Below are 13,581 nucleotides of genomic sequence, written 5' to 3'. Positions count from 1 at the left end.
ACATTTTTTATTGACTGACTGGTCATTCTATATAATACTAAACGTTATAACGCAACAACGTCAACTCATATACCAGAAAATTTTACTAAATTTTTCAAGGATTAAGGGGAAGCACGTCATGAATGAAAAAAAAGAGAGAATCATAAAAACCAGCATTCGTTTATTTGCGAAAAAAGGATTCGCAGCTACGACGATCCAAGAAATCGCCAGTGAATGCGGCATTTCGAAGGGCGCTTTTTATTTGCACTTCAAATCGAAAGAAGCGCTGCTGTTATCTGCCTGTGAATATTATATCGGTATGTCTATGAACAAAATGAAAAATATAGAAGAAGATCTTGCCGGAAAGCCGCCTAAAGAAGTTTTGAAAAAACAAATTGGCGCTCAATTTGAGGATTTTCGTGATCATAAAGATTTTATCGTACTTTTGCTTACCGAAAATATCATTCCGGAAAATCAAGAAATCAAGCAATACTTTTACAAAGTAACCATGGAGACGGATAAGCTGTACCGGAACGCCTTGCTGGTATCCTATGGCGAAGGAATCAAGCGGTATGTCGCAGATCTGTCCATCATGGCAAGAGGCATTGTGCATTCTTATATGAACGTGATGGTATTTAACGGTGAGCTTAATATCGATGCAGAAGAAATCTCAGCCTTTATTATTGAGAGACTGGATGATCTTGTACAGGGGCTGAGCCGTTCTGCACTCAATCCGATTGTGTCAGAAGACATTTTCAACCCGATGCCTGCGGGGAAAGACCAGCTGCTTGAGGACATTCAGAAAGTGAAAGAAAACAGCACGCTGCCCGAGGATATCACCGTGTCACTTGATGTTATCGAGGAAGAATTGACTCAGGATAAACCGCGCAAACCGATTATTAAAGGCATGCTGTCCAATTTGACCGGAACCAACGACAAAGAAGTTGAAAGGCTTCGGGCCCTCATCTCTGTCTTTATCTCAATTTGACCATAAAAAAAGCAGCCTCTAAGGGCTGCTTTTTTATTAGCGTTTTTTAATTTCTTCAAGCAGAATTTTGTTGACCATCGGCGGGTTGGCTTGTCCTTTGGACGCTTTCATAATCTGTCCGACTAGGAAGCCGATCGCGCGGTCTTTTCCGTTTTTAAAGTCTTCGATCGATTGAGGATTGTTGTCAAGCGCCTCAGTGACAAGCTTCAGAAGCACGCCTTCGTCAGAAATCTGAACAAGGCCTTTCTCTTTCACAATCTTCTCAGCGTCGCCGCCTTTTTCAATCAATTCTTTAAACACTTTCTTTGCGATCTTAGAAGAAATGGTTCCTTTTTCAATCAATTTGATCATACCGGCAAGGCCTTCAGGTGTCAGGGCAACGTCGGCAAGCTCTTTTTGTTCTGCGTTTAGGTAAGCTGATACTTCACCCATCAGCCAGTTAGACGCTTGTTTAGCTTCAGCGCCTTTTTGAACGGTTTCTTCGAAGAAATCAGCCATTTCTTTTGTCAGCGTCAGAACCATCGCGTCATATGCAGGCAAGCCAAGCTCTTCGATATAACGCTTGCGGCGCTCATCCGGAAGCTCAGGAATGCTTGCTTTTACGCGTTCCTTCCATTCATCATCAATGTAGAGCTCGACTAGATCCGGCTCTGGGAAGTAACGGTAGTCGTCAGATCCCTCTTTGACACGCATAAGAATGGTTTTCTTCGTTGCTTCATCATAACGGCGAGTTTCCTGCTGGATGACGCCGCCGGAAAGAAGAACCTGCTCCTGGCGTTTTTCTTCATGCTCAAGGCCTTTTTGAACAAACGCAAAGGAGTTCAAGTTTTTCAATTCTGTTTTTGTGCCGAATTCCTCTTGGCCGATCGGACGAAGAGAGATATTGGCGTCACAGCGAAGTGAGCCTTCTTCCATTTTACAGTCAGAAACGCCTGTATACTGGATGATGGATTTCAGCTTTTCAAGATACGCGTACGCTTCTTCCGGCGTGCGGATGTCCGGCTCTGATACGATCTCAACAAGCGGCGTTCCTTGACGGTTGAAGTCAACAAGAGAATAGCCGTCGCCCGTATGCGTCAGTTTTCCGGCATCCTCTTCAAGATGAAGGCGCGTGATGCCGATGCGTTTTGTTTTGCCGCCGACTTCAATTTCGATCCAGCCGTTTTCGCCGATTGGCTTATCAAATTGAGAAATCTGATACGCTTTCGGGTTGTCAGGATAGAAATAGTTTTTGCGGTCAAACTTCGTATCCGTTGCGATCTCACAGTTGAGCGCCATAGCGGCTTTCATTGCGAATTCAACGGCTTCTCTGTTCAGAACAGGCAGGACGCCCGGATATCCGAGGTCAATAACGCTTGTCTGCGTATTCGCCTCCGCGCCGAATGGCGTAGGAGAGCTTGAGAAAATTTTTGATTTTGTTTTTAACTCAACGTGGACTTCAAGTCCGATTACCGTTTCAAAGTTCAATTCTTTTCACCCCTTACAGTTCAGGTTTTGCTTTATGATGGTCTGTCGCTTGTTCAAATGCATGAGCAACGCGGTATACAGTGCTTTCGTCAAAGTGCTTTCCGATGATTTGCAGGCCGAGCGGAAGACCGTCTGCTAATCCGCATGGCACGCTGATTCCCGGTACGCCGGCAAGGTTGACCGGAATCGTTAAGATATCGTTTGCGTACATTGTGAGCGGATCCTTCGTGTTTTCACCGATTTTAAACGCAGGTGTCGGTGTAGTCGGTCCAACAATAACATCATATTTTTCAAATACGTCCTCGAAATCCTTCTTAATCAACGTACGCACTTTTTGCGCTTTTTTGTAGTACGCATCGTAGTAGCCTGAGCTTAAAGCAAACGTTCCGAGCATGATGCGGCGTTTGACTTCATTTCCGAAACCTTCAGCGCGCGTTTGCTTGTAAAGGTCGATCAGGTTATCAGCATTGTCTGTGCGGTAGCCGTAGCGGATGCCGTCAAAGCGTGCAAGGTTCGCTGACGCTTCAGAAGATGACAGCAGGTAATATGTCGCAAGCGCGTATTTACTGTGCGGAAGAGACACTTCTTCCCATGTAGCGCCGAGGCCTTCAAGGACTTTCAGCGCTGCCAAGACAGATTCTCTCGCTTCTTTGCCGACACCTTCACCAAGGTATTCTTTCGGAACGGCGATTTTCAGTCCTTTGATGTCGCCAGTTAATGAAGAAAGAAAATCAGGCACGTCCACATTTGCACTCGTGGAGTCCATTTTGTCTACGCCGGAAATCGCTTGAAGTAAAAACGCGTTATCCTCAACCGTACGTGTAATCGGCCCGATTTGGTCTAATGAAGACGCAAATGCGACCAGACCGTAACGAGATACACGTCCGTATGTAGGTTTTAATCCGACAACGCCGCAGAAAGATGCCGGCTGACGGATGGAGCCGCCTGTGTCAGATCCAAGAGAAAACGGAACTTCTCCCGCAGCAACCGCAGCTGCAGATCCGCCGCTTGAACCGCCGGGAACTGTATCCAGGTTCCAAGGGTTTTTCGTCAGCTTGTAAGCTGAGTTTTCTGTAGATGATCCCATGGCGAATTCGTCCATGTTCAGTTTTCCGATTGTGACCGCTTCAGCGTCTTGAAGGCGCTGAACGACAGTAGCATCATAGATCGGATCAAAGTTTTCGAGAATTTTGCTGGAGCATGTTGTGCGCAGCCCTTTTGTTACGATATTATCTTTTACGCCGATCGGCATACCGAAAAGAAGACCGTGCTCAGAACGGCCGTCAACCGCCTCATCAAGCTCCTTCGCGTATGCGCGCGCTCTTTCTTCATCTAATGCCAAAAAGGCTTGTACCTTATCATCAACCGCTTGGATGCGTTTATAAGATTCATCAACCAGATCAGAAATCTTAATTTCTTTTTTATGTATGAGCTGTTTTAATTCTGTGATTTTATGATCAAATAATGACATTCTTGTGTCCCTCCTTTAGTCCAGAATTGATGGCACACGAATATAGCCGTCTTTATGGTCAGGCGCATTTTTCATGACATCCTCAACCGGAAGACCTTTACCCGCTTCATCTTCTCTCATGACATTTTTCATTTTCAGCACGTGAGTTGTAGGCTCCACATTGTCTGTGTTAACCTCATTAAGCTCCTCGGCAAATGAAATGATACTGTCGAGCTGTTCAGTGAACATTTTTGCTTCTTCTTCAGTAATTGCAAGTCTTGCAAGGTGCGCAACGTGCTTTACTTCTTCTATTGAAATTCGTGACATATGATCCACCTCCACATATTTCTCCGTTAAGTCATATAATACTGATCATATCAAAAACAAGCCCTTTAAAGCAACAAAACGCCTTGAGACAGGCCTGTGTTTTCGAAACAATACCCTTTATATTTTATACTAAAATGAGGCGAAGGAGAAACGAAATATTTTTCTGAATATTTTTACTTTAATTATTTTTTGAAAGCGTTTTATTCTTTATTCCCTTCTAGGTTTGCAACGGTATTTCCAGCTTATGATCAATGTTTCATCGCTTGAATGGCCGGGAATACTTTGTTAGGTTAAGTTACCAAGTGCACCCGCAAAAGAATTTCTTTTGTTTTGCACTTACGCCAGGCTGCTTAACTGGCACCATCAATTTGAGAGGTGATGCAACATTATTAGAAATGAAGAGAGGGTAAAACGTGAGTATTGAAATTATTATATCTTTAGGAATTTACTTTATTGCCATGCTGTTAATCGGCTGGTATGCATTCAAGAAAACCACTGACATCAATGATTACATGCTTGGAGGAAGAGGCCTCGGACCATTCGTTACTGCTTTGTCTGCCGGCGCGGCCGATATGAGCGGATGGATGCTGATGGGTGTTCCCGGCGCGATGTTTGCGACAGGGCTGTCCACCTTATGGCTTGCTTTAGGTCTTACAATCGGGGCGTACTCAAATTACTTGCTGCTGGCTCCAAGGCTGCGTGCTTATACAGAAGCGGCGGATGATGCGATTACGATTCCTGATTTCTTTGATAAACGATTCCAGCATTCTTCATCACTGCTGAAAATCGTATCTGCATTGATCATCATGATCTTTTTCACATTATATACCTCTTCCGGTATGGTTTCCGGCGGACGGCTGTTTGAATCTGCTTTTGGTGCGGATTACAAATTAGGCTTGTTTCTGACCACCGCAGTTGTAGTATTATACACACTGTTTGGCGGTTTCCTTGCTGTCAGTCTGACTGACTTCGTGCAGGGTGCGATCATGTTTGCAGCACTAGTGCTTGTGCCGATCGTTGCTTTTACCCATGTGGGCGGCGTTGCTCCGACTCTCCATGAAATCGGCGCTGTTAACCCACACTTATTGGATATTTTTAAAGGCGCGAGCGTCATTAGCATTATTTCCTATTTAGCCTGGGGCTTGGGCTACTACGGCCAGCCTCATATCATCGTCCGATTTATGGCGATTAAAAACATTAAAGATTTGAAGCCTGCACGCCGAATCGGCATGAGCTGGATGATCATTACAGTTCTAGGTTCCGTGCTGACGGGTTTAATCGGTGTTGCATACGCCCATAAATTCGGAGTTGCTGTAAAAGATCCGGAGATGATTTTCATTATCTTCTCTAAAATCTTGTTCCACCCATTAATTACAGGGTTCTTATTGTCAGCTATTTTGGCTGCCATCATGAGTTCGATTTCCTCACAGCTCTTGGTCACAGCAAGTGCTGTAACAGAGGATTTATACCGGTCATTTTTCAGACGAAAAGCTTCTGATAAAGAATTGGTCATGATCGGGCGTTTGTCCGTCTTAGTCATTGCCGTTATCGCGGTACTCTTATCATTGAATCCGAACAGCACCATTCTTGATTTGGTCGGATACGCTTGGGCCGGCTTCGGTTCAGCTTTCGGGCCTGCGATTCTGCTCAGTCTGTATTGGAAGCGGATGAACGAATGGGGCGCGCTTGCTGCCATGATTGTCGGGGCTGCGACCGTGTTGATCTGGATTACAACCGGCCTGGCAAAATCAACCGGTGTGTACGAAATCATCCCTGGGTTTATTTTCAGTATGATTGCCGGCATCATTGTCAGCATGATCACAAAACGTCCTGCAAAAGCCTCTTACCGATTATTCGGTGTCATGGAAAAGCTGTTAAAACGCAAAAAGTAAGCAATAAGCCATCAAGCGCAGCTTGGTGGCTTTTGTGCTCTTGTTTTGCTATAAATACTGTGAGAAAATCATATTTATTTAAAAACACCATAGAGAAGGGGGAAGTTGCTGTTGAGCTGGTATATTGATCCTGATATTTTATTGAAATTGGGCATTGCCACATTGATTGGCATGGTCATCGGGCTTGAACGCGAATTAAAAAATAAGCCGCTCGGATTAAAAACCTGTATTGTCATCGCAGTCAGCTCATGCATGCTGACGATCGTCAGTATTAATGCGGCATATCATTTCCCTAAATACTACCGCATCATGATGGATCCGCTTCGTCTGCCGGCACAAATCATCTCCGGCGTCGGGTTTATCGGCGCCGGTGTCATCCTGCGAAAAAGCAATGATGTCATTTCCGGCCTGACGACATCGGCCATGATCTGGGGGGCAGCGGGGCTCGGGCTGGCTACGGGAGCCGGTTTTTATAAAGAAGCGTTTGCCAGTCTTCTGTTCATCCTGATCAGCGTGGAATTTCTCCCATGGGTGGTCAGAAAAATCGGCCCCGACCGCCTGCAGGAAAAAGACATCCGCATCAGAATGTCGCTTTCTGATAAAGACAAAATGACAGAGATTTTAAAAGAAATGAAAAGAAGAGATATCAAAGCACACTCCGTTCGGATCGACGACCTAGGCGAAAAGGATTTTCCAATTATGGAAGTGAAGGTCCGCGTCCATAAAAACAGATACACGACCGACGTCTACTATGACATTAAAGCCATTGAAGGCGTAGTTGGCGTGAAGTGTGATACATTATAAAAGCCAATGGGACTGGAATCCCATTGGCTTTTTCTCTACACCAATGCTGAAAAATCAAATGCTGTAATCGGCGTGCCATTCTCTATATCGTTTCTGAAACCGGCCAGCATTTCTTTTTCCTCTTCTCCTATTGTGTTAAGGTCAAACATCTGGTGCAGCAATCCGTAAATCAGCATATGGCGAAGGCGGAGGAAATCAGGTATTATCATCAGCCATGCAGGGTCAAGCTCATTTTCCTCCCAGTACCCTTTCATAAAATGCGTCATAAATTCTTCTGTAAACGCAGCTTTATCATCATATGGCACAACAGGATACCACAGGACATTGTAGAGAAGAATGCTAATATCGTTAACAAACCAGTTGTAGCCGATATCATCAAAATCAAATGCCGTGATTTTGCCATGATCCCAGTTAAAATTGCCATGGTGCAGATCCGCATGCACCAAGCCGTAGCTGTCCTGGCTTTTCGGGAGCCTCCGCAGTTCATTCATCAAATAATCGGCTTGCTGAAACACCTTTATCTGATCTTCAGGCACATATTTTCTCAGCTTTAATTGCTCTTCTTCATCCCATTCCTGTCTTTTGAAAGCGGGATTGCTCAATTTGTAGCTTTTTGTCAGGCTGTGCATGCTGCCTGTGTATCTGCCAAGCTCATAAAATAGCGTTTCATTCCAGTCCGATTCATCCACTTTTTGTCCCGGCGCTTTCTCATACACTCTCAATAAAAATGACCCGCCGTTTCCGTCCGGCACTGCTTCTACGTCTTTTCCGTTCAGTGACGGGAGCGGTTTGGCTACTGAAATTCCCCCTATTGCAAGGTGACGGAGCCATTCCATCTCTCCCATTATATACTCAGAAGATCTGCGGATCGTATGGGTAATCTTTAAAATATAAGGTTGATTGTCTTTCATACATTCATATACATAGTTTTCCGCATCAGCCAGAAAACGCACCTGATCTTTTGAGAAACCGTATCTCGCTGCAGCTTCTGCCAAAACCTGCTCTTCATGAAATATTTTTTTGATATCTTTATGCACGTCTAACATCCTTTCATTGCTATAGATTTGATAATGATTGTTTTCACACGATTTCCAGCATCAACATACCTCCCCTTGATTTGTGTTTCGGCAGAAGCGAAAATATTTTCCCTTTTCCTGTTAATTGTAACATAAAAACCCTTGTGCCAATATGGCACAAGGGTCTTCTATCAGTCATAAATGTGAACAGTCGGCTCTTTATCTCCGGCATTGCGGATAATAACCGCTTCCTGTCCGTCTGAGGACGTGATATTGACTTCGACATCAACTGAGCCTTTAGAGTAGTAGTCCATCACTTCACCCGTTAAAAACTGGGTAAACGCGACAACTTCACTTTTTCCGTAGAATTGCATTGGTATGTCAATCTTCATTTTCTTCATTTCATCATTATCATACAGCGCTGTACCGACAACGCCTGTATAGTTCGGGAAATATTCTTCAATTGAATTTTTGAACCGCTTAAAGACCTCGGTGTCATCCGGGTACTTTTCTGCTGTGGTTGTATCCGCCGGATAGAATACATATTTTTCATTAATATCATCCCAATTTGAGATATCAGTAGAGCCTGCTTTGACCTCTGTTTTGGCGATGAAGTTCCCCGGCACAATCGATGTTTTTGACGCCTGCTTGTAGAGTGCGACAGTAATCGGCACATTCTTCAAGTTATCTTTTTTACGGAGGCGGTTAATAACCTCCTGTGCAATTTTTTCTCCCTGCTGGCGGAGCGTGCTGTCCTTAATCTCCACTTCTTTTTGCGGGTCGCCAGTTTTTTCACGATAGTAATACACGGAGTTTAACGCCAGTCCGATCATGACGCCGCCAAGCTGGATAGAATTCTTGTCTTTTCTGACTAAATAATCGTGCTCAAGCATGGATGCTAAATAAATCGGGCTGCTTTCGTTCTTTTCTTCTGTTGAACCAGAACTCGGGAGCGCCGGGTTCAAGCCTTCATTTTTGAAGTTCTTATCTTCTTTTTCGGCTTTTTTCAAATCAGAGCCCGTTTTTTTCCGTGCCAGCCAGCTTAATACTGTATCCTCATCTAAATATTGTCCTTCTTGGAACAGATAATCGTCAGTTGAGAAAGAATCTTGGGCAAGGCGCATCAGCCCTGTTTCAAATTCGTCAATGTCCAGCCTTGTATTCAGCTGTTCCGTTGTTAAGCCGCGCGCTTTGCCTGCCTTAAACGGCAGCACCATTTTGTAATAGGAGTCAGAGATATTATATTTCGGGACAATCGCTTTTTCTGACGATTTCGCCGTCTTTTGCGTAATCTCTTCCTCCTTCTCCCCCCCGAAACCTGACGAGCAGGCAGACAGCATTAATACTGCCGCCGTTGCCGCCAATGCCAACGTCTTTTTCAATAGAAAACACTCCTCTTATTTCTTTAGCTCTCCCATTAACTGTTCTTCATTCCACACTTCAATGTTCAGCTCTTGTGCTTTTGTCAGCTTGCTTCCCGCCGCTTCTCCGGCGATGACTAAGTCTGTGTTTTTGCTGACGCTTCCAGTCAGCTTTCCGCCCAGCGCTTCGATTTGCGCTTTGGCTTCGTTTCTTGACAGCTCTTCCAGCTTTCCTGTCAGAACAATTGTTTTACCAGCAAAGTAAGAGTCGCTGTCCTCTGCTTTTACTTTTTTCGGACCTTTGTAGAGCGTGTTTACGCCCAGCTCCTGAAGTTCATTCAAGAGTTCAAGCATTTCTTCTTTATGAAAATAGGTGATCACAGCATCAGCCATTTTTTCACCGATTTCATCTACCGCGAGAAGTTCCTCTTTAGAGGCTTTTTTCAGGTTCTCCAAGCTTTCAAAATGCATGGCAAGCGTCTTTGCGGCCTTTGATCCGATAAAACGGATGCCAAGCCCAAACAGCAGGCGCTCTAACGAATTTTCTTTTGATTTTTGGATGGAGCTGATCAGGTTTTCAGTGGACTTTTCGCCCATGCGCTCGAGCTGGATGACTCGTTCCTTCGTCAGCTTATATAAATCTGCCACATTGCGGACAAGGTTTTCCTCAAACAGCTGTGTGATCACTCGTTCGCCGAGCCCATCAATGTTCATGGCATTGCGGGAAACGAAATGGATAAGCCCTTCCCGGATTTGCGCCGGACATTCAGGGTTAATGCAGCGAAGCGCCACTTCTCCTTCGATCCGGACGAGTTCACTGCCGCATTCAGGACATTCCGTCGGCATGCTGAATTCCTTTTCTTCTCCTGTGCGCTGGTCAACGAGGACATTCACAACTTCCGGGATGATATCGCCCGCTTTTTTGACGACAACCTTATCCAAAATCCGAATGTCCTTCTCTTTAATTAAATCTTCGTTATGAAGGGATGCTCTTGAGACCGTTGTGCCGGCAACTTTTACCGGCTCAAGAATCGCAGTCGGCGTGATCACACCCGTTCTGCCGACATTTAATTCGATATCGAGAAGCTTCGTCACGACCTCTTCAGCAGGAAACTTATACGCGATGGCCCAGCGCGGGCTTTTCGCCGTAAAACCGAGCTCCTCCTGTTGATCGAGAGAATCGACTTTAATGACAATGCCGTCTATTTCATACGGCAGGTCAGCGCGCTTCGCCTGAAGCTCATCGATCAGCGTAATGACTTCTTCTATGTCGCCGCATTTTTTTCGTTCCTGATTCGTTTTAAATCCGAGTTCGTCGAGAAAATCAAGCCCTTGGCTTTGCGTCTCCACACCCATCTCGTCAAGCTCCGCTATACTGTAGACGAAGATATCGAGGTTTCGTTTCGCTGCAATTTTCGGATCGAGCTGCCTAAGTGATCCCGCCGCGGCATTTCGCGGATTGGCGAACGGTTCTTCCTCATTTTTAATCCGTTCCTCATTGAGTGCTTCAAACGAACGCTTCGGCATATACGCCTCGCCGCGCACTTCGATTGACAGCTCACGGTTCATTTTAAGGGGGATATTGCGAATCGTCTTCAGATTCTCCGTGATATCCTCTCCCGTCGTCCCGTCACCTCTTGTGGCCCCTCTGACAAAATAGCCGTCTTCATAACGGAGAGAAACAGCAAGACCGTCTATTTTCAGCTCCACATTATACTCCACATCGTCGCCGACGGCTTGGCGCACACGGCGGTCGAAATCACGAAGATCATCAGCATTAAAGGCATTGCCCAGACTGAGCATCGGTGTGCCGTGGGTGACTTTCTGAAACGCTTCAAGCACGGCTCCGCCGACGCGCTGCGTAGGAGAGTCAGGCGTTCTGAGGTCTGGGTGCTCATCCTCGATCGCAATCAGCTCCTGCATCAATCTGTCGTATTCGGCATCTGGGACGCTCGGTTCATCTAAGGTGTAATATTCATAGCTATACTTGTTGATGGTGCGGCGCAGTTCTTCTGCCCGCTGCTTCGCTGTTTCTTTGTCCATCTGCTTCTTCCTTTCCTCTTCAATTACTGCTTTTCAATAGGAGCAAATGCTGCTAACAGGCGTTTCACGCCGACAGGGCTCGGGAAGGCAATATCGAGCTCCGTCCCTTCTCCTTCGCCTTTTACGCTGACGACAGTTCCTGTTCCCCATTTTTTATGGCCCGCCTTATCTCCGACTGCCCAGTTCAAGGTGTCGCCTCCTGTTTTGCTGGCGTAGGATACCGGGCGTGAAACAGGGCCGCGTCTCGGCTGCATTTTTCTCGCAGACGTCGCTCTTGTTTCTTTTTTCTCATTTAGGTTTTCCAATAAATCATCCGGTATTTCAGCAATGAAGCGAGATTCCGGGTTCATATTTGTCCGGCCAAACAAGGTGCGCATTTTAGCATTGGTCAGATAAAGCTCCTGTTCCGCCCTTGTAATCCCAACGTACGCAAGGCGGCGTTCTTCTTCCATTTCCGCTTCCTCCATGAGTGAACGGCTATGCGGGAAGACGCCTTCTTCAAGCCCCATCAAGAAAACAACCGGGAACTCCAGTCCTTTCGCGGCGTGCAGTGTCATCAGGGTGATCGCATCCTTGCCGCCTGACTCTTCCTCCTTCTGATCGAGCTGATCAATATCTGCGATCAATGCCAAGTCTGTCAGGAACGCAACGAGTGTCTTGTCTTCACTTTTCTGTTCAAAGTTTTTCGTAACAGACAGGAACTCGTCGATATTTTCTAAACGGCTTTGGGCTTCGATCGATTTCTCAGCCTTCAGCATTTCTCTGTATTCCGTCTTATCAAGAATTTCTTCTGTCAGCTCTGTAATGGATAAGTAATCCTGCATATTGGTCAGGTTTTCAATCATCTGTCTAAAGCTGTCAAGCGCGTTTGCCGCTTTGGCACTGACGCCGATAAAATCAACCTGCTGAATCGCTTGGAAAAATGACAAGCCGTTTATGGCCGCATACGAAGCGATTTTTTCAAGTGATGTCGCGCCGACTCCGCGCTTCGGCACATTGACAATGCGCGTGAAACTGATATCGTCATCCGGATTGGATACAAGGCGCAGGTACGCAAGAATGTCTTTAATTTCTTTTCTGTCATAGAACTTTGTGCCGCCGACAATGTTATAGTTCAAGCCCGCTTTGAGAAGCGTTTCCTCAATCACACGGGACTGCGCGTTTGTCCGGTATAATATGGCGATATCAGACAGCTTCCGCTTGCCTGAGCTGTGAAGCTGATGAATTTTACCGGCCACAAACTGCCCTTCACCGAATTCATTATCACCGCGATAATAGGAAATTTTGATGCCTTCATCGTTTTCCGTCCACAAATTTTTCGGTTTACGGTTAGAGTTGTTTTTAATGACCTCGTTTGCCGCGCGCAAAATCCGTTTCGTTGAACGATAGTTTTGTTCTAGCAAAATCACGCTTGCATTCGGATAATCTTTTTCAAATGAAAGGATGTTGGTGATATCCGCGCCGCGCCATCTGTAGATTGACTGATCAGAATCCCCGACAACGCAAAGGTTCTGGAAACGCTCGGCAAGCTGCTTAACGAGCATGTATTGCGCCCTGTTCGTATCCTGATACTCATCAACATGGATGTACTGGAATTTGCGCTGATAAAATTCAAGCACTTCAGGCACTCGGTCAAACAGTTTAATCGTCGTCATAATCAAATCGTCAAAATCGAGCGACTGGTTTTTCAATAGCTTCTTCTGATAATCAGCATATACATCGCTGACCACCTGATCGTAGTAGCCGCCAGCAACTTTAGAGAATTCCTCCGGTTCGGTCAATTCGTTTTTCGCACTGCTGATCGTACCGAGGATGCTTCTCGGGTCAAACTTCTTCGGATCAAGATTGCGCTCCTTCAAAATCCCCTTGATCACTGAAAGCTGGTCAGCCGTATCAAGGATGGAGAAATTTCGGTTGATCCCAATCCGGTCGATATCTCTGCGCAAGATCCGCACGCACATGCTGTGGAATGTGGAAATCCAGATATCGTCCGCGCCGGGTCCGAGGATGCTTTCTACACGTTCTTTCATTTCGCGTGCCGCTTTATTTGTAAATGTGATCGCCAGAATGTTCCACGGCGCCACATGCTTTTCTGCCATTAAATAAGCAATTCTGTGTGTCAGGACACGCGTCTTTCCGCTTCCCGCTCCCGCCATCAGCAAAAGAGGCCCGTCCGTTGTTTTGACTGCTTCCTGCTGAACGGGGTTTAAACCGCTTAGTAATTGATTGCTAATATAATTCAAAATTTGTTCAC

Annotated in this window: 9 protein-coding genes and 1 pseudogene; 3 read left to right on the top strand and 7 right to left on the bottom strand. The window is 45.7% G+C overall.

The window, feature by feature from the left end; all coding sequences use genetic code 11:
- Window positions 1–118 precede the first annotated feature (118 nt).
- Window positions 119–989: pseudogene (locus MHI44_RS15240) on the top strand (TetR/AcrR family transcriptional regulator).
- A gap of 14 nt (window positions 990–1,003) precedes the next feature.
- On the opposite strand, the gene gatB reads toward MHI44_RS15240, so the two are convergent.
- From gatB to gatC, 3 genes are read right to left on the bottom strand one after another with little or no spacing between them, the layout of a single operon-like run.
- Window positions 1,004–2,434: an Asp-tRNA(Asn)/Glu-tRNA(Gln) amidotransferase subunit GatB gene (gatB, locus tag MHI44_RS15235; RefSeq protein ID WP_029317417.1), complete on the bottom strand. Its 1,431-nt coding sequence runs from the start codon at window positions 2,432–2,434 to the stop codon at window positions 1,004–1,006.
- Window positions 2,435–2,447: 13 nt separating this feature from the next.
- Window positions 2,448–3,905, bottom strand: a complete 1,458-nt coding sequence (gene gatA, locus MHI44_RS15230) for an Asp-tRNA(Asn)/Glu-tRNA(Gln) amidotransferase subunit GatA (protein WP_003242878.1) — start codon at window positions 3,903–3,905, stop codon at window positions 2,448–2,450.
- Between the two features lie 15 nt (window positions 3,906–3,920).
- Window positions 3,921–4,211, bottom strand: a complete 291-nt coding sequence (gatC, locus tag MHI44_RS15225) for an Asp-tRNA(Asn)/Glu-tRNA(Gln) amidotransferase subunit GatC (protein ID WP_003219442.1) — start codon at window positions 4,209–4,211, stop codon at window positions 3,921–3,923.
- 413 nt (window positions 4,212–4,624) lie between these two features.
- On the opposite strand from gatC, the gene opuE reads away from it, so the two are divergent.
- Together opuE and MHI44_RS15215 are read left to right on the top strand one after the other, a co-directional pair.
- The gene (gene opuE, locus MHI44_RS15220; protein ID WP_339202323.1) at window positions 4,625–6,103 is read left to right on the top strand and encodes a proline transporter OpuE; all 1,479 of its coding nucleotides are present in this window, start codon (window positions 4,625–4,627) and stop codon (window positions 6,101–6,103) included.
- A 105-nt stretch (window positions 6,104–6,208) separates the two neighbouring features.
- Entirely contained in the window at window positions 6,209–6,907 is a 699-nt protein-coding gene (locus MHI44_RS15215) for an MgtC/SapB family protein (protein ID WP_010886431.1), read from the top strand.
- Window positions 6,908–6,942: 35 nt separating this feature from the next.
- Here the strand turns inward: MHI44_RS15215 and MHI44_RS15210 are convergent, their stop codons facing one another.
- From MHI44_RS15210 to pcrA, 4 genes are all read right to left on the bottom strand, one after another.
- Entirely contained in the window at window positions 6,943–7,953 is a 1,011-nt protein-coding gene (locus MHI44_RS15210) for a phosphotransferase enzyme family protein (protein ID WP_339202320.1), read from the bottom strand.
- A 161-nt stretch (window positions 7,954–8,114) separates the two neighbouring features.
- Entirely contained in the window at window positions 8,115–9,305 is a 1,191-nt protein-coding gene (locus MHI44_RS15205; RefSeq protein WP_080529014.1) for a CamS family sex pheromone protein, read from the bottom strand.
- Between the two features lie 15 nt (window positions 9,306–9,320).
- Complete coding sequence (gene ligA, locus MHI44_RS15200) at window positions 9,321–11,327, bottom strand: NAD-dependent DNA ligase LigA (RefSeq protein ID WP_144483598.1); 2,007 nt, start codon at window positions 11,325–11,327, stop codon at window positions 9,321–9,323.
- 23 nt (window positions 11,328–11,350) lie between these two features.
- Window positions 11,351–13,570, bottom strand: a complete 2,220-nt coding sequence (pcrA, locus tag MHI44_RS15195) for a DNA helicase PcrA (protein WP_015383008.1) — start codon at window positions 13,568–13,570, stop codon at window positions 11,351–11,353.
- Between the last annotated feature and the right edge of the window lie 11 nt (window positions 13,571–13,581).

The organism is Bacillus sp. FSL K6-1366 (assembly GCF_037976695.1).
GTDB classification, from domain to species: Bacteria; Bacillota; Bacilli; order Bacillales; family Bacillaceae; genus Bacillus; species Bacillus subtilis.
This window is presented reverse-complemented; position numbering and strand designations above follow the sequence as displayed.

Excerpts from the sequence above, each read along its gene's own strand:
- gatA (WP_003242878.1), bottom strand. The coding sequence starts at position 3,905 with ATGTCATTATTTGATCATAAAATCACAGAATTAAAACAGCTCATACAT.
- gatC (WP_003219442.1), bottom strand. The coding sequence starts at position 4,211 with ATGTCACGAATTTCAATAGAAGAAGTAAAGCACGTTGCGCACCTTGCA.
- MHI44_RS15210 (WP_339202320.1), bottom strand. The coding sequence starts at position 7,953 with ATGTTAGACGTGCATAAAGATATCAAAAAAATATTTCATGAAGAGCAG.
- ligA (WP_144483598.1), bottom strand. The coding sequence starts at position 11,327 with ATGGACAAAGAAACAGCGAAGCAGCGGGCAGAAGAACTGCGCCGCACC.